The 19,829-nt window shown below is 68.2% G+C and carries 16 protein-coding genes; 13 read left to right on the top strand and 3 right to left on the bottom strand.

What is annotated here, in order from left to right; genetic code table 11:
• Positions 1-77: 77 nt before the first annotated feature.
• The 3 genes from V6D00_02870 to lnt are packed head-to-tail and all read right to left on the bottom strand — an operon-like array spanning position 78 to position 3,479.
• Positions 78-1,217, bottom strand: a complete 1,140-nt coding sequence (locus tag V6D00_02870; protein HEY9898103.1) for an LptA/OstA family protein — start codon at positions 1,215-1,217, stop codon at positions 78-80.
• Positions 1,214-1,849 carry an LPS export ABC transporter periplasmic protein LptC gene (gene lptC, locus V6D00_02865; protein ID HEY9898102.1) on the bottom strand — a complete coding sequence of 212 codons (636 nt, stop codon included), beginning with the start codon at positions 1,847-1,849 and terminating at the stop codon, positions 1,214-1,216. Before lptC ends, V6D00_02870 begins: the two co-directional genes overlap by 4 nt.
• Positions 1,850-1,862: 13 nt before the next feature.
• The gene (gene lnt, locus V6D00_02860) at positions 1,863-3,479 is read right to left on the bottom strand and encodes an apolipoprotein N-acyltransferase (GenBank protein HEY9898101.1); all 1,617 of its coding nucleotides are present in this window, start codon (positions 3,477-3,479) and stop codon (positions 1,863-1,865) included.
• A 64-nt stretch (positions 3,480-3,543) separates the two neighbouring features.
• Between lnt and V6D00_02855 the strand changes: the two genes are divergently transcribed.
• The 13 genes from V6D00_02855 (at position 3,544) to V6D00_02795 (ending at position 19,749) form a co-directional block, all read left to right on the top strand.
• On the top strand, positions 3,544-4,635 hold the full coding sequence (locus tag V6D00_02855; GenBank protein HEY9898100.1) for an LptF/LptG family permease: 1,092 nt from the start codon (positions 3,544-3,546) through the stop codon (positions 4,633-4,635).
• An 8-nt stretch (positions 4,636-4,643) separates the two neighbouring features.
• Entirely contained in the window at positions 4,644-5,786 is a 1,143-nt protein-coding gene (locus V6D00_02850; GenBank protein ID HEY9898099.1) for an LptF/LptG family permease, read from the top strand.
• A complete protein-coding gene (locus tag V6D00_02845) occupies positions 5,762-8,494 on the top strand; it encodes a hypothetical protein (protein ID HEY9898098.1) in 2,733 nt (910 codons plus the stop codon). The genes V6D00_02850 and V6D00_02845 overlap by 25 nt, the downstream gene beginning before the upstream one ends.
• Before the next feature lie 71 nt (positions 8,495-8,565).
• Positions 8,566-9,441 carry a hypothetical protein gene (locus V6D00_02840; protein HEY9898097.1) on the top strand — a complete coding sequence of 292 codons (876 nt, stop codon included), beginning with the start codon at positions 8,566-8,568 and terminating at the stop codon, positions 9,439-9,441.
• A gap of 75 nt (positions 9,442-9,516) precedes the next feature.
• Positions 9,517-10,359 carry a hypothetical protein gene (locus V6D00_02835; protein ID HEY9898096.1) on the top strand — a complete coding sequence of 281 codons (843 nt, stop codon included), beginning with the start codon at positions 9,517-9,519 and terminating at the stop codon, positions 10,357-10,359.
• A complete protein-coding gene (locus V6D00_02830; protein HEY9898095.1) occupies positions 10,323-11,660 on the top strand; it encodes a S8 family serine peptidase in 1,338 nt (445 codons plus the stop codon). Before V6D00_02835 ends, V6D00_02830 begins: the two co-directional genes overlap by 37 nt.
• Positions 11,657-12,973 (top strand): carboxypeptidase-like regulatory domain-containing protein, encoded by a 1,317-nt coding sequence (locus V6D00_02825; GenBank protein HEY9898094.1) that lies wholly within the window; start codon positions 11,657-11,659, stop codon positions 12,971-12,973. The genes V6D00_02830 and V6D00_02825 overlap by 4 nt, the downstream gene beginning before the upstream one ends.
• Positions 12,974-13,053: 80 nt before the next feature.
• Positions 13,054-14,538, top strand: a complete 1,485-nt coding sequence (locus V6D00_02820; protein ID HEY9898093.1) for a S8 family serine peptidase — start codon at positions 13,054-13,056, stop codon at positions 14,536-14,538.
• Positions 14,538-15,866 (top strand): DUF4350 domain-containing protein, encoded by a 1,329-nt coding sequence (locus V6D00_02815; GenBank protein ID HEY9898092.1) that lies wholly within the window; start codon positions 14,538-14,540, stop codon positions 15,864-15,866. The genes V6D00_02820 and V6D00_02815 overlap by 1 nt, the downstream gene beginning before the upstream one ends.
• 78 nt (positions 15,867-15,944) lie before the next feature.
• Complete coding sequence (locus V6D00_02810) at positions 15,945-17,162, top strand: protein kinase (GenBank protein HEY9898091.1); 1,218 nt, start codon at positions 15,945-15,947, stop codon at positions 17,160-17,162.
• Positions 17,163-17,179: 17 nt separating this feature from the next.
• Entirely contained in the window at positions 17,180-18,841 is a 1,662-nt protein-coding gene (locus tag V6D00_02805) for a Stp1/IreP family PP2C-type Ser/Thr phosphatase (protein HEY9898090.1), read from the top strand.
• Positions 18,842-18,893: 52 nt separating this feature from the next.
• Positions 18,894-19,253: an FHA domain-containing protein gene (locus V6D00_02800; protein ID HEY9898089.1), complete on the top strand. Its 360-nt coding sequence runs from the start codon at positions 18,894-18,896 to the stop codon at positions 19,251-19,253.
• Positions 19,254-19,263: 10 nt separating this feature from the next.
• Positions 19,264-19,749, top strand: a complete 486-nt coding sequence (locus V6D00_02795; protein HEY9898088.1) for an FHA domain-containing protein — start codon at positions 19,264-19,266, stop codon at positions 19,747-19,749.
• Positions 19,750-19,829: the final 80 nt, after the last annotated feature.

Genomic DNA, 19,829 nt, shown 5'->3' with positions numbered 1-19,829 from the left:
AGGTCGAGACCGAGTTCAAGCTCGACGAGGAGAACAAGTAAGCGAAAGGGCCGACCCTCGAGGGTCGGCCCTTTCGCTTACTTGTTCTCCTCGTCGAGCTTGAACTCGGTCTCGACCTGGGTGCCCTGGCCGCCGAAGGCCTCGAACTTGTCGTTGTCGGTGTGGAAGACCGCGCGCTCGGCGTTGATCCAGTCCCCCGACTCCCGGCGGATCTTCACGTCCTGGGTCAGGGTGATGGTCTGGTCCTTGTCGCTGAACACCGCGCGCTTGCCGGTCGCGTGGCGGTCCTTCTGGTCGATCTTGACGATCTGACCCGTGAGGATCGAGTCGTTGGTCACCTGGTCGATCTCGAGGTTGTCGCCGGTGGCGACGGTCTTCTCCTTGATCGCCTTGTCCCGCTCCGGGTCGGGCTTGCTGGTGTCGACGATGCCCTCGCGGACCAGCCAGTCGCCCTTGATCTGGGTCAGGACGACGTTGCCGTCCATGAAGATCTTCTTGCGGGTGTTGTCCAGGAAGGCGTGGTTCCCCTCGGCCCGCTTCTCCTTCTGGAAGGCGAGCACGTTGCCCACGAAGTCCGCGTCCTTCTTCTGGGTCCAGTAGGTCATCTTGTCGGAGTTGATGTTGGTGTCCTCGCGCTTGAGGGCGGCCTTGAGCTTCTCCTTCTTGGCGCCCCCCGCGCTCTGGGCCGCGGGGTTGCCCGCGCGCAAGAGGCGCACCTCCCCGTCCACGAAGACCCGCTTCTCGTTGTGGAAGAAGGTCATCTTCTTGCCGTTGAGGGTGGTGGTGGGCTCGTCGGGCTTGGTCTGGACGAGCTTGAAGGGCACCTCGATGTACGAGACCTTGGCCTTGGAGTCGTGGCGCAGCTTCTCGGTCTCGATGGTCATGTCGTCCTGGAAGATCTTGACCGCCCCTTCCAGGATCGCGAGCGACGCCTTGCGATCGTAGGACAGGCTCTGGGACAGGATGCGCACCGCCCCCTTGACCGCCCCCGGCTTGAGCGGGGCGAGCTTGGGCTTGGGGGTGGGGGTCGCGCCCCAGCCGCCGATGCCGGGCACGGGCGGCGGGATGGGCGGAGCGCCTGCCGGCACCGAGGGCGCAGGCGGGAGGGTGGGGAAGGCCTCGGGAGTCTGCGCCGCGGGCTTGCGGGCCGACCAGGCCGGCGGGGCCGCGAGCAGCACGGTGAGCGCCAGAAGCGCCGGGATCAGTCGCCGGTTCACAGGGGATTCTCCTCGCCCTTCAAGGGGGAAATCAGCTCGACGTTCCCGAAGAGCTGGACGTTCTCCATCTGGGTGTCGGCGGTGGCCTCGTGGGAGCGCATCACCAGCTGGTCGTGCGTCCTGAGCTCGACGGGCTTCTCCATGAGGACCTGGTGCAGCTTGGCCCGGTAGCGGACGTGATCGGTGTTGAGGCGATCCTGGTTCTCGGTGACGAAGCTGGCGCTGCCGGTCATGGTCATCTCATCCATGAGGCTGTCGTACTCGGCCTTGTCGGCCGTCCAGTCCACGGTCTGGTTCTTGGGCGGCTCCCCTTCCTTCTGGCTCCAGTCCTTCACGTTGTAGAAGGATCCGCGGGGGTGCTGCTCGAAGTAGATGTACTGCTGGTTCTGGGAGGCCTTGACCTGCTTGGCGGCGATGCGCCAGCGCACGGTCCCCTTCTCGCGGCCCTGCATGGTCACATCCTGGAATGCCAGCTCGATGTGGGGCTCCATCTTGGTCAGGGCCGTGGGCAGGATCGGGCTCTGGACGTGAGGCTGCTGCTTGAGGTACCAGCTGCCCGCGCCCAGCACCAGCACCAGCACCGCGAGCACCGGCCAGGTCTTCTTGAGGTTCGCAAGGATCGCCTTCAGCACCGCCGCTAGCCTCCTACGCCTTGGATATCGGGCGAGCGGCCCGGACCATGAAGGCCGCCGCCGTGGCCATCAGCACCCACGACAGCCAGTCGCCGAAGCGGGTGTAGGGGGTCTTGTCGGAGACGGGCCGCACCTCGGCCATCACTGCCGCGGACTCCCAGGTGGGGGCCTTGGCCACGATCCGTCCCGTGTGATCGACGACGGCGGAGGCTCCGGTGTTCGCCGCCTGGAGGAAGGGCCGGCGGTTCTCGACGGCGCGCAGGACCCCGTGCGCCAGGTGCTGCTGCAGGGCCATGGTCTTCTTGTACCAGGCGTCGTTGGTCACCAGCACGAACATCTCGGCCCCGGCGCGGGCCGTGTCGCGCATGACGTCGGGGAAGATGGAGTCGAAGCAGACGTTTGACCCGACGCGGCCGAAGGCGGTTTCGAAGGGAGCAGGGCGCTCGCCCGGCGTCATGTCCACCGACATGAGGTTCAGCTGGGCGAAGGTCTGGGCCCAGATCGCAGGCAGGGTGTTGCGCCAGGGCAGGTACTCGCCGAAGGGCACCAGATGCTTCTTGGCGTCCCAGCCGAGGTTCCGCCCGTCGGGGCCGAACATGGTGGTGGCGTTGTAGTAGCGCGGCAAGCCGTCCGGGCCGGTCGTGGAGTTGAAGGTGCCCGTCAGGAAGGCCTGGCCCCTGGCCTTGGCCTCGGCGGCGAAGCGATCGTAGAGGGCCGGGGTGTTGCTCAGGAGCACCGGCAGCGCCGACTCGGGCCAGGCGACGAGCTTGGCCGCGCTCACCCTGCGCGACAGGTCGAAGTACCGGTCCTGGATCTGGACCTCGTTGCCCCGCTGCCACTTCTCGGTCTGGGAGACGTTGCCCTGGACGACCGCGACCGGCACGGGCGCGCCAGGGACCGGCCGGTTCATCCACCACAGGCCGAAGCCCGACAGGCCGACCACCACCGAGAGGGTCGCAGCCAGGGGCTTCCACTCTCGCCGGGCGATCCCCCAGGCGATCGCGGCGTTGACCGCGACGATCAGGCCCGAGAGGGGAAAGGGGCCGAACAGCGCCACCGACTGCAGGAGGGGCAGGGTCCGGTACTGGGTCGAGGCCAGCATGTTCCAGGTGTAGCCGAACACGCCGTTGGCCTGGACGTACTCCATCGCCACCCAGAAGCAGACGGGCACCAGCACCGCCGCCCAGGCCCCGAGCCGGTCCTTCTTCCCGAGCGCGCGCATGGTCAGGCCCGCGGCGGTGAAGGCCGCGATCGATCCGCTCGAGAGGATGAGCGCCAGCAGGCTCCATGCCAGGAACACGACGGCGAGGCTCAGCGTCATGGTCATGCCGGGGCCGAGCCAGGTCAGCGGGTGCATGGCAAGCAGCCAGTAGTTGACCCCGCCGAAGAACCCGACGCCGAACGCCGCGCCGAGCCAGGCATAGGAGCGCGCCGAGCGCGGCTGCAGCAGCATCACCAGGAAGGGCACCAGCGCGAACCAGGCGAGGAACCCTGCGTCCCAGCCGGGAAAGGCGAAGCTCAGGACGGCACCCGACGAGAAGGCGACGAAGCCGGTGCGAAGGCGAGCGGCCAGGCGGCCTGGAACGCGCGCGGAGGCTGCCTGAAGGGTTGCGATCGATGGGTCTGTCATGAAGGGGATTCTATCATCATGTGTGTTAACATGGGCACTCTGGCGACTATGTAAGGATCTCGCAGTGAGAATTCTCGATCGGTACGTGATGGGGGAAATGCTCAGGCCCTTCGTTTTCGGGGTCCTGTCCTTCATCTTGATCATGCTCTCAGTGACGCTGAGCCAGTTCACCGACCTGATCTTCTCGGCGGGCGCGCCGGCCGGGTCGGTGATCCAGCTGCTGCTGTTCACCCTGCCGTCCATGGTCGTGCTCACCTTCCCGGTGGCCTACCTCTTCGCGAGCCTCCTGGGCATCGGCCGAATGACCAAGGACTTCGAGATCGTGGCCCTGCGGGGCGCCGGGATCTCCTTCAAGCGGATCATCGCCCCCATCATCGCGGGGGCCGTCCTGGTCTCGGTCGGCAACTTCGTCTTCAACGACAAGATCGTGCCCTGGTCCAACCGCCAGGTCAGCCGCATCAAGAAGGAGCTGCAGGCGAACATCACCAAGCCCCTCATCAAGCCCAACGTCTTCTTCAAGGGCACCGAGAACCGCTACTTCTACGTCAAGGAGGTGGACGGAACCACGGGCCTGATGCGCGACATCTTCGTGCTGGACCAGACCCAGGCGGGGCCGCCCCAGGTCATCACGGCCAAGCGCGCCCGCTGGATCAACCAGGGCGACGGCAACTCCATCTGGCAGATGGAGGACGGGGCCGTCCACAAGTACAACGAGTCGGGCTTCGTCGACCACGAGATCAAGTACGGCACCCTCAACATCCAGTTCAACCTGAGCAACGCCAGCTACTTCGGCGACGACCTGAACCCCAGCGAGCAGAGCGCCAACCAGCTCAAGGGCCAGTTCGAGGGCCTCAAGAAGAGCGGGGTCGACACCCACAAGATGGAGGTCGCCTACATGATGAAGTACTCGGTGCCGCTCGCGACCTTCTTCGCCGCGCTGATCGCGGCCCCCCTGGGCATGATCTTCTCGCGCATGGGCGCCTACGTCGGCGTGGCCCTCTCGATCATCCTGGTGTTCCTCTACTACGTGATCATGCAGACCTTCCAGGCCCTGGGCGAGGCGGGAGCGGTCCCGCCCCTGATCGCGGCCTGGACCCAGAACGTCCTGTTCGGCGTCATCGGGATCGGGCTCTTGATCCGCGTGGACCGCAGGTAGCAGGGCCAGTGGCCGTGTTCAACGACAAGCTCAAGCAGGTATGGAGCTTGACCGAGCGCATCTGGCGCCCGCTCAAGACCATCGACGCCTACATCCTCTTCGATCTGCAGAAGCCCTTCATCGCGGGCACCTTCGGCTTCGTCGTCATGAACCTGGCGAACCTCCTCTACATCTACGCCAAGCTGATCGTCGACTCCGGGGTGCCGGTGTCGGTGGTGCTCAAGCTCCTGGCCTTCAACCTTCCGGCAATCATGGTCATCACCTTCCCGGTGGCCTACCTCTTCGCGACCCTGCTCACCATCGGCCGCCTGAGCCGCGACTCCGAGATCACGGCCCTTCGCGCATGCGGCACCTCGTTCAAGCGCATCACCGTCCCCATCATCATCGGGTCGGTGATCGTCAGCTACGGCAACTTCCTCATCAACGACCAGATGGTGCCATGGGCCAACCGCAACGTGGTCGACCTGGTGCGGACCATCATGCTCCGGCAGTCCAAGCCCATCTTCAAGGACAACGTCTTCTTCAAGGGCCAGGACAACCGCTACTTCTACGTCAAGCAGGTGGATCAGCGCTCCAACATCATGTACAGCGTGATGATCTTCGACCGCACGGGGACCACCCCGGTCGTCATCTCGGCGCGGCAGGGCACCTGGAGCGGCCGCCGCTGGAAGCTCACCGACGGGGTGATCCACCGCTACGGCCAGGAGGACTTCGTCCAGGTCGAGGAGCCCTTCGCCAACTACGACGTGGAGGTCGACCAGAACCCCGAGACCTTCTTCACCCAGGGGGACCTTTCACCTCAGGAGCAGACCTCGGCCCAGCTCAAGAAGCAAATCGACGTCATGAAGTCGGGCGGGGTGGACACCAAGAGCACCGAGGTGGACTACTACCTCAAGTTCTCGCTGCCCTGGACGGCGCTCTTCGTCACCCTCTTCGCGGCCCCCATCGGGCTGCGCTTCGCCAGGCTCGGCACCTTCATCGGCGTCGCCATCACCATCGCCACCGTCTTCGTCTACTACATCGTCATGTCCATCGCCCGCTCGATGGGCAACGCAGGCATGCTCGACCCCATCACCGCCGCGTGGGTCGAGAACTTCCTGTTCGGCATCGTCGGAGTGTTTCTGCTATGGCGCGTCGACCGCTCTTCCTGAGCCGCGCGGTGGCCCTCGCCACCGTGGCCGCTTTTTTTTGCGCTCAACTCTTGCTCCCTGGCTCGGCCGCGGCGCAGACGAGCGTCAAGCTGCGCGCCGACAGGGTCGAGAGCGATCGCCAGACCGGCATCTCGACGGCCACCGGCAACGTTCGCCTCGAGGTGCAGGGGGTCGTCATCACCACCGACCGCCTCGAGTTCAACCAGACCGAGAAGATCGTCTCGACCGACACCCCCTTCGTGATGGTGCAGCAGGGCGCGAACGGCAAGGTCCAGACCGTCACGGGCACGAGCCTGCGCTACGAGCTCAAGACCGAAGAGGCCGTCGTGCAGGGGGCCAAGCTCGAGGTCCCCGCCCAGACCCCCGGCCAGATCGTCTACATCACGGGCAAGGAGCTCATCTCGCACGCCAAGCGTGAGTTCGAGATCAAGGAAGGCACCTTCACCACCTGCGACTTCGTCTCCAAGCAGGAGACGCCCCACTACCACACCGAGAACGGCTGGATCAAGTACGTCCCCGACGACTACGCCATGGGCACCAACGTCCGGGTCTTCATGAACAACCGCCCCGTCTTCTGGGTGCCCTGGTTCTACATCCCGCTCAAGCGCCGCGAGTCCTCGGTCTCGATGGGCAAGAACAACGTCGAGGGTCTGTTCATCAAGTCGACGATGGCCTATCGCCTCAACGAGCGCCACTACGGCAACGTCTTCCTGAACGGGCTGGAGTTCAAGGCGCCCGGCGGCATCGGCTTCGACCACGTCTGGGACAACACCCCCAACTCCATCTCGGCCTTCACCCTCTACGGCCTGCCCCTGCCGGACATGGCCGACTACGTGCCGGGGCGCACGGGCGCGACCGACCTCGAAAAGGCCTACGCCACGAGCAACCCCTGGGTCGTCCACCGGCTCGATCCCTCGAACCCCAACTTCTTCCAGGACCACTACTGGCGCGCGCGGCACCAGCAGCGCCTCTTCGGCCAGATGACCCTCGACGGGTGGTACGAGGACCGCAACCTCTACGACCTGGGGCGCATCGGCCCGACCTACGACCGGACGACCTTCCAGCCGAGCCAGCCCTACCGCGACGACCACATCGCCTGGTACGCGGGGGTGACGGACAACCGCCTGGGCCTCAACTACGGTGCCAACCGCAACTTCCGCGAGATCTTCGACTTCTCGCACAGCCGCACCGTCAACGACACCGCCAACGTCGGCGGCACCTACGGCGGCACCAACTTCACGGCCCGCACCAACCGCACCGAGCAGGCCAGCCTGCCGGCGGTGGTCGTGCGGCAGCCGGGCACGCCGGCCCCTGCGCCGACCACCGTGCCCACCACCACGACCCAGAACAGCAACCTCCAGTTCAACCAGACGTTCACCAGCGACCTGCGGCTGAGCTCGACCACCGACCACACCCGCAACCAGTACCCCTCGCAGCCGCTGCAGGAGCGCCTGACCCAGACCGTCGACCTCACCCAGAACCTGGGCTGGGGCAACGCCAAGCTGAGCGCCACCAAGCTGTTCAACCTCGCGATCCCGGCCACGGCCTCGGCCGAGCAGCAGCTGGCCGCAATCGCGGGCCTCGGCTACGTGGACAAGCTGCCCGAGCTCTCGATCTCGAGCAACCCCATCCTCGAGCAGTTCCAGCCCTTCACCGTCTCGGGGGTCTACGGCCGCTACGTGGAGGACTCGGCCTTCGAGCCGGACGTCACCAAGCGCAACCCGAGGAACCCCGCCACCCGCCTCGAGCCCGTCACCCGCGTCAAGATGCTGGGCGAGCTGACCTCCAAGCCCCTCGACCTGGGGCTCGGCGCCAAGCTCAACTTCGGCTCGACCGGCTACGAGCAGCGCTACTACTCGACCGGTGACGCCGAGTACCGCCTGACGGGCCAGGCGGCCTTGACCAACGAGTTCACCCAGTACTTCAACACCAACCTGACCTACCACCGGGACTACACCCCGCCGACCAAGACCACCGAGGCCCCCCTCTGGACGCCCTTCGGCCTGACGGGGCGCAACTCCAGCCCCTTCAAGCAGTTCGAGAGCCTGAGCCTGTCCAAGAACCACACCCTGAACGGCTCGGCCAACGCGGTGGCAGGAGAGGTGTTCAACTGGAACAACACCCTCGGCTACAACTACGAGATCAAGCGCTACACGCCCTACAACACCGGTCTGACCTTCCGGCCCAGCCGCCGCCTCAACATGACGATCAACACCGGCTACACCTTCGCCGACAAGGAGTTCCTGGAGTTCGGCACCGGCAAGTGGCAGGACATCAGCAGCACCCTCCACGTGCAGTCCACCGAAGAGGGCTTCGGCGGCGTCTACGGCCAGGACAACATGGTGCCGGGCTGGTCCTTCGACTCGACGCTCGTCTGGAGCGTGGACGTGGGCGAGTGGCGCGCCTTCAGCAACAAGCTCACCCTCGAGACCGGCACCACCTGGCAGGACCACTGGGCGCTGGTGGCCGAGGGCCAGTACGACATCGCGCTCAAGCGCTACGACCTCTTGAGCATCGGCATCAACAAGGACCTGCACGACTTCATCCTGTCGGTCACCTACAACAAGCGCCTGGACGCCTACACCCTCAACCTCGCGATGGTCGCCTTCCCGACCAACCTCGTGAATCTGTCCAACAAGACGTTCGGCAGCCTCGGCGACCCGGCCCAGCTGGGCAGCCAGTTCGGCCTGGGCACGGGCACGTTCTAGGAAGGGGCCGAAAAATGGAACCGCCGCGAGCCCCCGCGCGTCAAAGCACTATGGAACGAGGAAGTACCGCCATGCGACGCCCCAAGCGCTTCGCCACCCCCCTCCTGCTCGGAGCCCTCTCGGCGCTCGGAGCAATCGAGGGCTGCGCCAACGAGGCCACCAAGCTCAGGCCCGAGCCCATCATGCGCCTGACGCTCAAGATGACAGGTGCGCTCGAGACCACCAACCCCAACATCCGGTACTACGTCATCCTCAACACCGCCACCTTGGCGGACAGCACCCCCCCCGCCGAGGCCGAGGCGCTCGCCGCGACCGGCCTGGTGCCCACGAGCGGCCAGCCCGCGGGCCCGCGCGCCTACGGCCCCCTCAACCGCGTCAAGCCGCTCATCGGCTGGGACCTGCCCGTCTTTTTGAGCGGCCCGACCAGCAACCCTCGGGACCCGCGCCTGACCCCCGAGTACACCGGCACCGTCCCGCTGTTCCCGGTCACCTGGACCGACTACTACATGCTCTCGAGCGAGATGGGCTCGCTGCGCCTCACCCATGGCCGCCACCCCAAGCCGGTGTCGAGCCCGCGCGACATCCTCTCCGACACCGAGAACCTCCAGAAGGGTCAGGACTGGTTCGTCGAGCGCGACAGCCTGATCATCCTCATCAAGCTCAAGTCCCTGCTCAACGGCGAGCAGTACGTCGCCCCCGCCGAGGACCAGTCGCCGCCGGGCTCGATCGTGACGGCCAACTTCATCACCTCCAACACCCTGGGCGAGATCATCGACCGCTGGACCCTGGCCGCCGACGAGCCCGGCGTCACCCTCAAGACCGCGCTGAACAGCCAGGACCAGAACCAGGACTTCCGCCCGACCGTCCTATTCCCCCAGTACAAGCCGAGCGGCGTCTCCGAGGACAGCGTCAACCTCTCGATGTACCAGTCCCAGATCCGCCAGTAAGTTTCGGGCACCTCGCCCACAGGCGCCGCCCTCCGGCGCGCTAGGGTACAATAGAGATCGGAAAGGAAGGCACGCATGGCCCCTGTTCGCCCCATCCTGCTCCTCGGAGCCTGCGCCTTCGTGCTGGCCGCGCTCCTGCCCAGCGGCAAGGCCATGGCCGTGAGCGCCAAGCCGCGCGCCGACGCCAAGCCCCCTGCGGTCGCCGCCGACCAGGTGCTCGTGCGCTTCACGCCCGAGGTGGGCCCCTACTTCGTCAAGACGGTGGACATCGTGCTCGGCCTCAAGGGAGCCTATCAGGCCGAGGGCGCGCACACCTGGCGCTTCGGGATCGGCGAGCGCGGCAATCGCGACGACTACGCCACCCTCTTCTCCACCCTGCCCTACGTGGCCCAGGTCTGGCCCGCTCCCGGCGGCGGCACCTCTCCTCGCCCCAGCGAGCGCAACTACGTCGAGGGCGAGCTCCTGGTCAAGTTCAAGCGCGGCGTGAGCCAGGCGCAGATCGACGCCTTCAACGCCCAGCAGGGCGTCACGGCCCTCGACAAGATCTCGGGGATCGAGGTGTGGCGCCTCAAGCTGCCGGCAAGCCGCACGGTCGAGGCCATGCAACGGGTGTACGAGGCCAGCGGCCTGGTCGAGTACGCCGAGCCCAACCACAAGGTCTCGGTGCCCCTCCTGCCCGACATGATGCCCGCAGTCCCCGAGCCGGCGCCTCAGGCCGCGGGCACCGGCACCGTCGAGGTGCAGCTCGCGCCGGGCGCGAGCGCAGCGCTCGTGAGCCTGGTCTACGGCACCCCCATCCTCTCGCAGACCCCCGAGGGCTGCGTGCGGCTCTCCCCCACCCCCAAGTCATCGGCCGACACGGCCGCAAGGATCTTGAGATTATGCCCAAGCGTCCTCAGCGCCACCGTCACCTCCTAACCCTCGGCGTCGGGCTCGCCGTTCTCGCGGGCTGCCAGACGCCGCCCGCCGGCGTCACGACGCCGGGCGCCGCGCCGTACCCGGCCAGCGGCCAGGAGCTCGTGGTCAAGTTCAGGCCCGGGAGCTCCGAAGCCGAGCGCGAGGCGCTGCGCGCGCGCTACGGCGTGAGCGGCACCGACGCCCTGAAGCCCGGTACCGAGCGCTGGCGCCTGCAAAGCCAGTCGCCGGAGGCCGCGGTCCAGGCGCTCTTACGCGAGGGGGCGATCGCCTACGCCCAGCCCAACTACCTGCGCCACACCCAGGCCTACCAGAGCGGTGGCACCCCGCCCACCACCCAGTGGTACCTGCGCCCCGACAGGGGGATCGACGTGGGCACCGCCTGGAGCAAGAGCCAGGTGACCCCGCCCGGCAAGGACGTGGTGGTGGCGGTGGTCGACACCGGGGTGGACACGAGCCATCCCGACCTGAACGCCAACATCGTCAGCGGCACCGACGTGGGCGGCAAGAAGTTCATCGACGAGGTGGGCGACGGGCCGGACGGCACCGACAAGGACTTTCGCCTCAAGGACGGCAACGGCCACGGCACGCACGTGGCCGGGATCCTCGCGGGCAACGGCACCGTGGTGGGGGTGGCCCCCGGCGCCAAGATCCTGCCGGTCAAGGTCATGCGCGCCGACGGCAACGGCGACGACTTCACCATCGCCAAGGGCTTCAAGGCCGCCATCGACGCGGGCGCCGACATCATCAACTTCTCGGTGGGCGGCCCCGCGCCGAGCCCGGTGCTGGCCGAGGCGATCGCCGATGGCATCGCCAAGGGCAAGACCTTCATCATCGCCTCGGGCAACGACCACACCAAGGTCTACTACCCGGCGGCCTACACCGGGGTGATCGCGGTGGGGGCCACCGCCACCAACACGTCAGTCGCCACCTACAGCAACTACGGCCCCGAGCAGGCCGTGGTGGCGCCGGGGGGCGACTCCAGCTCGGATCCGGCTCGGGGCATCTACTCGACTCTGCCGACCTATCCCTACTTCCTGAGCATCAACTACGGCAAGTCCGAGAAGTACGGGGTGCAGAGCGGCACCTCCATGGCGACCCCCGTGGTGAGCGGGGTGGCGGCGCTGATCGTCGCCGATGCCAAGGCCCGCGGCCAGTCGCTCAGCCCCGCCCAGGTCCGTGCGCGCCTGGTCGCCTCGGCCAAGCCTCTCAACGGCGGCTTCAACGAGGACGCGGGCTTCGGCCTCGTCCAGCCCGAAGCCGCGCTCATCGGCACCTCGCACGACGGGGCGACCACGCCATGAGGCTCAAGGGATGCTGGGCGATCGCCCCGCTCTTGCTCACCGCCTGCTGGGGCGGCGGGCCCGTGGCCCTCGAGCCCATCACCAAGGGGCCGGACGTCTTCGCCCGGCAGGTCTTCGACCCCAGGACCGGCCAGGTCTTCGCGTCGGGGACCGCGATCGCGGGCGGGCGCCTCACCGTGCGCGCCCTCAAGGCCGGATCCGGCGAGCGGGTCTCGGGCGCCCGGGTGACGGTCATGGGCCCGACGCTCGCCTACGGCACCACCTCGAGCCTCGACCTCACCCTCCAGCCCCTCGAGAAGGGCAGCTACCGCGTCCGGATCGAGGCCCCGGGCTGCGTGCCCCAGCTATCCGAGCCCCTCACCCTCGATCCCCAGGCGCCGCCGACCCTCGTCGTCTCGCTTGTGCCATCGGGCGGCGACGTGACGGGCCGCGCCCTCGGCGCCGACGGCAAGCCGCTCGCGGGTGCTCGGATCAGCGTGGGCGAGGCCTACGCCTTCGCCGACGCCACCGGCCGGTTCACGCTCAAGGGGGCCCCCGCGGGCGCCCAGACCCTTTCCGTCTCCAAGACCGGCTACGCGACCGTGACCCGGGAAATCACCGTGGGCGCGAGCGAGGTGGCCCTCGGCGATGTCTCGGCCCCGACGGCGGCCAAGACCGTCTCTTTCGAGAACGCCACCCAGACCTTCGCGGGCACCACCGTGGGCAATGCCCTCTCGGCGCTCCAGACGCGCCTTACGAGCGAGGGCTTCGTCACCGTCTCGGCCGACGCCGACGCCGCGGTACGGGTGGTTTCGAGCCCCAGGGACGCCTATGCAACCGACGCCACCGTCGAGCGCCTGCGCGCCTTCGTCGCGGGGGGCGGCAAGCTCGTCCTGATGGGCGAGTGGGGCGGCTTCGGCGACTACTCGCCCGCGGCCCTCAACAAGATCGCCATCCCCTACGGCCTCGGCTTCAACGCGGACCAGGTACGACTCGGCACGGCGAGCCCGTCGGCATGGGTGAGCGTGCCGGTGAGCCCCGGCGCCCTGCCGACCCCCGGTGCGGTGAGCGGCGGCCTGAAGCTGTACGAAGCCTGCTCCCTCTTTGCCCCGCCGCCCGCCGTGCGCCTTTCGAGCCTCGGCCAGGAGGGCTACCGGGTGAGTTCGATCGTCAGCGGCGACTTCACCGTCGTGGCGGCCCGCCCCTACGGGCGGGGCCTGGTGATCGCCCTCGGCGACACCTCGGCCTGGGCAAGCCCCGGCACCCAGGGCAAGGCGAGCAACCTGGAAGAGGCGAGCAACGGGGCCTTCATCTCGGATCTCTTCCTCTGGTAGCGTGAATCGGCGGCCGCCGTTCCAGGATCGGCCGTTCTGGGTAAAGAAGGGTTGTCCGGATCCACTCCCAGGAGGCCTTCGTGTCCTTAGCTGCCCGCCCTTGGGCCAAGGCGTTCGAGATCACCCCCCCCTCGCCCCCCCCATCCAGGGGGGGGAGGTTCTTCGGGGCGGCACTCGCCCTCACCTTGGCCGTCACCGGCTGTCAGGCCTTCTGGGGCACCGCCCCCGGGGCCTCGCGCTCGGCGAGCCCCCAGGTCGAAGGTGAGCTCATCGTCAAGTTCAAGGCCGAGACCGGCCAAAGCGAACGCGAGGCCCTGCGGCTCACCCACGGCGTCCAGCAGGTCGACGCCATCCTGCCCGACACCGAGCGCTGGACCATCCAGGGCGACGCGGCGGCCCTGCGCAGTGCCCTGAGCCGCCATGAGGCCTTCGAGTACGCCGAGCCCAACTACGTGCGCCGGACCCAGGCCTACGCTCCGAGCGAGGCCAGCAGCCAGTACCAGTGGTACCTGCGCGCACAGCGCGGGATCGACATGAACGCGGCCTGGAACTCCACGAGCTTCGCCACCGCCTCGCAGGCCTCGCCGCCCGGCAAGGGCGTGACGGTCGCCGTGGTGGACACCGGCGTGGACGCGAGCCACCCGGATCTCGCCCCCAACATCGCCAGGGTGCCGGCGGGGATCTTCGAGAACTATCCCAAGCTCTCCACGCGCGTCGCGAGCACCTCGGAGGGCGCCCCCTTCTATATCGACGAGGTGGAGGGCGACACCACCCTCGGCACCGGCAACACCCCCTACGCCTTCAAGGACGGCAACGGCCACGGCACCCACGTGGCCGGGATCCTGGGGGCCGCGGGCGACAACGGCGGCATGGTGGGGGTCGCCCCCGGCGTCTCCATCCTGCCGGTCAAGGTCATGCGCGCCGACGGCTCGGGCTCGGACTTCGCGATCGCCCAGGGCCTCAAGGACGCGGCCGACGCGGGGGCCGACGTCATCAACCTCTCGGTGGGCGGTCCCGAGCCCAGCCAGCTCTTGGCCGACGTGCTGGCCTACGACATGGCCAAGGGGGTCACCGTCGTGATCGCCTCGGGCAACGGCTACGGAGCGGTCTACTACCCGGCGGCCTACGCGGGGGTGATCTGCGTCGGGGCCACCTCGGGCAAGGAGGGCTCCGCAACCTCCATCCCCGGCTACAGCAACCGCGGCCCCGAGGTCTCGCTGGTCGCCCCCGGGGGCAGCAGCGGCGTCGGCGACGCCAGCAAGTTCAACGACGGGATCTACTCGACGCTGCCGACCTACAGCTTCTACGAGTCGGGGCGCCTTCCCCTGAACTACGGCGTCCTGAGCGGCACCTCCATGGCGACCCCGGTGGTGAGCGGCGTGGCGGCCCTCGTCATCGCCGACGCCAGGGCCCGCGGCCAGTCGCTCAGCCCCTCCCAGGTCCGCGCCCGCCTGATCGCGACGGCAAAGCCCCTTTCCGCCGGCGGCTTCAGCAACGAGACCGGCTACGGCCTGGTCGACCCGCTCAAGGCGCTCCAGTGGAGCGCCGCAGGAGGCACCCCGTGATGCGCCGAACGATCCTCGTCGGGATGCTCGCCACCCTGTCCCTCTCGGGTTGCTTCCTCTTCCCCGGGCAACCCCCGGCGCCCACTCCCGATCCGCCCCAGCCTCCCGGCCCGGCTCCGAGCCCCACGCTCAGCCGCCAGGTCTTCGTCAGCGGCACGGCCCTGGTCAACGGCATCCTGAGCGTCAACGTCCGCCGGGCGGGCACCCAGGATCGGATCGCGGGCGCGACCGTGAGCCTCGTCGGGCCGACTCCCGCCTGGGGCGTCACCGATTCGGCGCTTCCCATGCGCTTCGACCCGCTGGAGGCCGGCACCTACGCGCTGCGGGTCTCGGCCCCGGGCCACGCGACCCGCCTGGTCACGGGTCTTTCGATCGACCCCAAGACCCCCCTCGAGACCACCGTCGAGCTCACCCCCCAGGCGGGCACGATCAGCGGCACGGTCTCGGGGCCCGGTGGCCCCATCGAGGGGGCCCGCGTCGCCGCGGGCGAGAGCTGGACCTTCTCGGGGGCCGACGGGGGCTTCACCCTCGAGGGCCTGGGAGCCGGAGCGCACACCCTCAGCATCCGCAAGGCGCTCCACGCCCCCTCGACCCGGCAGGTTGCGCTGAACGGCACGGACCTCGCCCTCGGCAGCGTCGTCCTCGCGCGCCAGGCCACCAAGCCCATCGTCGTCTTCGAGAATGACGCCCAGCCCTTCGGCGCAACCTCCGTCGGCACCGCCCTGGGTGCGCTCAAGTCGGCGCTCGGCACCGACTTCACCGTCTCGACCAGCGTCTCGGACGCAGCCGATGTGCGGGTGGTCGCGAGCCCCCGCGCGGCCTTCGCGACCGATGCGACCGCAAGCCGCCTCCAGGACTTCGTCGCCTCGGGCGGCACCCTCGTGCTGATGGGCGAGTGGGGCGGCGCGCTCGACTACTCGCCCGAGGCGCTCAACCGCATCGCCCGGCCCTTCGGCCTCGCCTTCTGCCCCGACCTGGTCCGCACCACCGCGAACTCCGCCCAGCCCGGCTGGATCAAGGTGGCCGCCCCCGAGCTGCCCGCCCCGCATGCCATGCCGGGCGGCGTCACCTTCTACGAGGCCTGCTCGATCTTCGCCCCGCCCACGGCGCGCGCCATCGCGCGCGCGGGCGACGGCGGATACCGCGTCGCCGCCACGCTCGGCGGGCCTGCGATCGCCGTCGCCCAGCCCTACGCTCAGGGCCTGGTGCTCGCCATTGGCGACACCTCGGCATGGAGCACCGGTTACATCACCGGGGAACCGCCCGGGGGCGGGGCTCCCGGCCAGACGAACAACCTCGGATTTGTGCTAAACTTGTTCAAATGGTAGCTCCTGGCCCAAGACCATGCCCAAGCTGTCCCGACGGGCGCCACTCGGCACCCCGCGGCTGCGGAGGTTCCCCCTAAGTTGATCTGCTCCAACTGCCAGACGGATAACAACGCCGAGAACCGCTTCTGCTGCGACTGCGGCAAGCCCCTCAAGGGGGCGGTGACCGCGACCCACTCGAGCTCGCACGTCACCCAGCCCGCGGGCTCGGTGGGCGCGAGCGGCCTGCTGTCGCCCTCGACCCTGCTGCAGGACCGGTACCGCATCACCCAGCTCGTCGGGCAGGGGGGGATGGGCGCCGTCTACCTGGCCAACGACACCCGCTTCTCGAGCAAGGTCTGCGTCGTCAAGGAGATGCTCGACCACTTCGCCGATGGCGAGCAGCGCGAGACGGCGATGCAGAACTTCTACCGCGAGGCGGACATGCTCGCCAGCCTCAAGCACAACTCCATCCCCGAGGTCTTCGACCGCTTCACCGAGTCGAACCGCCACTACATCGTGATGGAGTACATCAACGGCTCGGACCTGGAGGCCCGGATCTGCGAGCAGTCCAACAACCCCTTCGACGAGAAGAGCGTGATCGGCTGGGCCATCCAGGTCTGCGACGTGCTGAGCTACCTCCACCACCAGAAGCCGCCCATCATCTTCCGGGACATGAAGCCCGCCAACCTCATGCTCACCGAGTTCGGCAAGATCTACCTGGTCGACTTCGGCATCGCGCGCTTCTTCAACCCCACGGCCCGCGGCACCATGATCGGCACCCAGGGCTACGCGCCCCCCGAGCAGTACCGCGGCCAGGTCGAGCCCCGCACCGACCTCTACGCGCTGGGGGCGACCATGCACTACATGCTCACCGGGCGCGACCCTCAGAACGAGGCCCCCTTCTCGTTCCCGCCCGTGCGCCAGCTCAACCCCGAGGTCACGGACGCGACCGAGGAGTTGGTCATGCGCTCCCTCGACTCCGACATCGAGAAGCGCTACGCCAGTGCCGACGACATGCTGGTCGCCCTGATCCGCGTGGGAGGCGAGGCGAGCAACGCCGTGCGCACCTGCCCCCACTGCGGCGAGCAGATCTCCAAGGGCCGCCAGTTCTGCCCCCACTGCCGCAACTACATCGCCGCCCACCACGCCTCCACGTCCAGCCAGATCTACCGGGCCGCAACGGGCCACCTCGGTCGTCCCAAGGCCACCGGCCGGACCGAGCGCCCCACCCTCCCCAGGCGCCTCTTGATCGCGGGGGCTGCCGTCGCGGCCGCCCTCGTGATCTCGGCCGGCCTCTGGTGGATGCTCGCCCGTTAAGAAAGGAGCCACGAGCCATGACCTCGCCTCGTTCCGACCGCGGCTCCGCGACCAGCCCCCTTGCGCCGCTCGAAGCGGACACCCTGCTCGCCAACCGCTACGCGGTCGAGCGCTTCCTCGAGTACAAGAACGGCGCCAACCTCTACCGGGCGATCGACCAGGCCACGGGCTTCGTGGTCATCGTCAAGGAGAAGGAGGACGAGGCCAGCACCAGCGCCCTGCCCGAGAGCGAGTGGGCGGAGAAGGCCTGGGACAACCCCTGGCAGAACGAGTTCCTGATCCTGCGCTCGGTCTCCTACCCGACCGTGGTCAAGGCCCTCGACATCTTCAAGGCGAGCGATCGCGCCTACCTGGTGATCGAGCAGCTCGAGGGGCGCGACCTGGCCTACCTCCTGCGCAACGGCACCGCCATCGGCGTCCAGCAGTCCCTTGACTGGATGATCCAGCTGTGCCAGTCCATCGGCCAGCTCCACCGCCGGCAGATCCTGCACCTGGACCTGCAGCCCCGTTACGTGGTCGTCACCCCCGACTTCCAGCGGGTGCGCCTCACGGGCTTCCACCGCGCCGCCATCCTGCCCTGCCCCGTCCCCACCGACTCGACGCCCGGCTACTCGCCGCCCGAGCAGTTCGGGTACCTGAGCGGCAAGGTCGACGAGCGCTCGGACATCTACGCCCTGGGCGCCCTGTGGCACTACCTGCTCACCGGCAACTCCCCCGAGAGCTACTGGCCCAACGAGGAGACGCGCTTCAACCTGCCGGACCTCAGCGCGTTCAACGAGGCGATCCACCCGCAGATCGAGCGGATCGTCCGCAAGATGCTCGCGCCCGATCCCGACGATCGCTTCGAGACGGTGCAGGAGCTCAAGGCCCACCTGCTCGCCCTGATCAACAACCCCCAGCGCCGGGCCGGCCACTGCTCGGACGTGGGCATCGTCCGGACGGGCAACGAGGACAGCCTCGCGGTCTTCGACCTGACCTTCACCACCCAGTCCACCCAGTCGGGGCTCGGGCTGTACGTGGTCGCCGACGGCATGGGCGGGGTCAACGCGGGCGAGATCGCGAGCGCTCTGGCCGTGGACGCCGTGACCTCGCACGTCCAGGAGGCGCTGGTCAACCTCAACGAGGGGGTGGACGACCCGGCCCAGGAGATCCGCGCGGCCATGCAGCAGGCCATCAAGAACGCGAACTCCCGCATCTACGAGACCGGCCGCCACAACGCGGACCTCTCAGGGATGGGCACCACCGTCACCGCCGCTCTGGTCTTCGGCCAGAACGTCTTCATCGGGCACGTGGGCGACAGTCGCGCCTACCTGATCAACCGCGAGGGCATCGAGAAGGTGTCGCGCGATCACAGCCTCGTCGGGCGCCTGGTCGAGATCGGCCAGATCACCCTCGAGGAGGCGGCGATCCACCCGCAGCGCAACCTGATCTATCGCTCGCTCGGCACCTACCCGAACGTCGAGGTCGACCTGTACCAGCGGCCCCTCAAGATCGGGGACTGGCTGCTCTTGTGCAGCGACGGCCTCACGGGCCACGTCTCCGACGAGGAGCTGCAGGAGGTGGTCATCAACGCCGCCGAGCCCAACCTCGCGGCCCGCAAGCTGGTGAACCTGGCCAACCAGCGCGGCGGCGAGGACAACATCACCGTCGTGCTGGTCAACCTCGCCGAGTATTCCTAGATCTCACCTCTTTCCTTTCGCCCCCCACCGCATTCATGAGGAGAACCCCAGGATGAGCGACACCACGAATTCCATCGCCGCCACGGTCAAGCTGGTCATCACCCGCGGCGGGACCGTGGGCAAGGAGTTCGCCGTCGAGACCGGCGGCGAGACGCTGATCGGCCGCTGGGACCCGGACGGCGGCGCCTTCCCCGAGGTGGACCTGACGTCGGACGACCCCGAGGCCAAGATCTCGCGCAAGCACGCGCGGATCTTCATCGAGAACGGCGAGTACTTCGTCGAGGACCTCGGCAGCCTCAACGGCACCTACGTCAACCGCGGCCCGCGCCTCCTGCCCGGCAGCCCCCAGGCCATCAAGGACGGCGACGAGATCGTCATGGGCAAGACCTTCTTCAAGTTCTTCCAGGCCTAGGGGGAAAGCGATGAGCGTCTGCACGGCTTGTAGCCACGAAAACCAGTCGGGCATCCAGTTCTGCGACGAGTGCGGCGCGAAGCTGGAGCTCGTTTCGAGCGTCCCCGCCTCGGATGTCGCCGCCTCGTACCCCCAGCCGGGAACGCTCGGAGCACCCGCGAGCTACCGCGCCAAGCTGGTCATCACCCGCGGCGGGACCGTCGGCAAGGAGTTCGTTCTCGAGATCTCGGGCGAGACCCATGTCGGCCGCTGGGATCCGGACGGCGGATCCTTCCCCGAGGTCGATCTGACCTCGGACGACGCCGAGGCCAAGATCTCGCGCAAGCACGCGCGCCTCTTCGTCGAGGAGGGCGAGTACTTCGTCGAGGACCTCGGCAGCCTGAACGGCACCTACGTCAACCGCGGCCCGCGACTGATGCCGGGCAGCCCGCAGCTGGTCAAGGCCGGTGACGAGATCGTCATGGGCAAGACCTTCTTCAAGCTCCTCGAAGCCTAGAACCTCGCTGCGCCGGGGCGTTCCTTTCAAGGAACGCCCCGGCGCTTTTTAGCAGCTTCTCGGGCCGGGCTGCCGATAAC

Origin of the sequence: Pantanalinema sp. (assembly GCA_036704125.1) — a bacterium.
Classification (GTDB): Bacteria; Cyanobacteriota; Sericytochromatia; order S15B-MN24; family UBA4093; genus JAGIBK01.
This window is presented reverse-complemented; position numbering and strand designations above follow the sequence as displayed.

Bases quoted from the DNA above. Each gene is read 5' to 3' on its own strand.
- lnt (HEY9898101.1), bottom strand. From the start codon at position 3,479: ATGACAGACCCATCGATCGCAACCCTTCAGGCAGCCTCCGCGCGCGTT.
- V6D00_02845 (HEY9898098.1), top strand. From the start codon at position 5,762: ATGGCGCGTCGACCGCTCTTCCTGAGCCGCGCGGTGGCCCTCGCCACC.
- V6D00_02840 (HEY9898097.1), top strand. From the start codon at position 8,566: ATGCGACGCCCCAAGCGCTTCGCCACCCCCCTCCTGCTCGGAGCCCTC.
- V6D00_02835 (HEY9898096.1), top strand. From the start codon at position 9,517: ATGGCCCCTGTTCGCCCCATCCTGCTCCTCGGAGCCTGCGCCTTCGTG.
- V6D00_02830 (HEY9898095.1), top strand. From the start codon at position 10,323: ATGCCCAAGCGTCCTCAGCGCCACCGTCACCTCCTAACCCTCGGCGTC.
- V6D00_02825 (HEY9898094.1), top strand. From the start codon at position 11,657: ATGAGGCTCAAGGGATGCTGGGCGATCGCCCCGCTCTTGCTCACCGCC.
- V6D00_02815 (HEY9898092.1), top strand. From the start codon at position 14,538: ATGCGCCGAACGATCCTCGTCGGGATGCTCGCCACCCTGTCCCTCTCG.
- V6D00_02805 (HEY9898090.1), top strand. From the start codon at position 17,180: ATGACCTCGCCTCGTTCCGACCGCGGCTCCGCGACCAGCCCCCTTGCG.
- V6D00_02800 (HEY9898089.1), top strand. From the start codon at position 18,894: ATGAGCGACACCACGAATTCCATCGCCGCCACGGTCAAGCTGGTCATC.
- V6D00_02795 (HEY9898088.1), top strand. From the start codon at position 19,264: ATGAGCGTCTGCACGGCTTGTAGCCACGAAAACCAGTCGGGCATCCAG.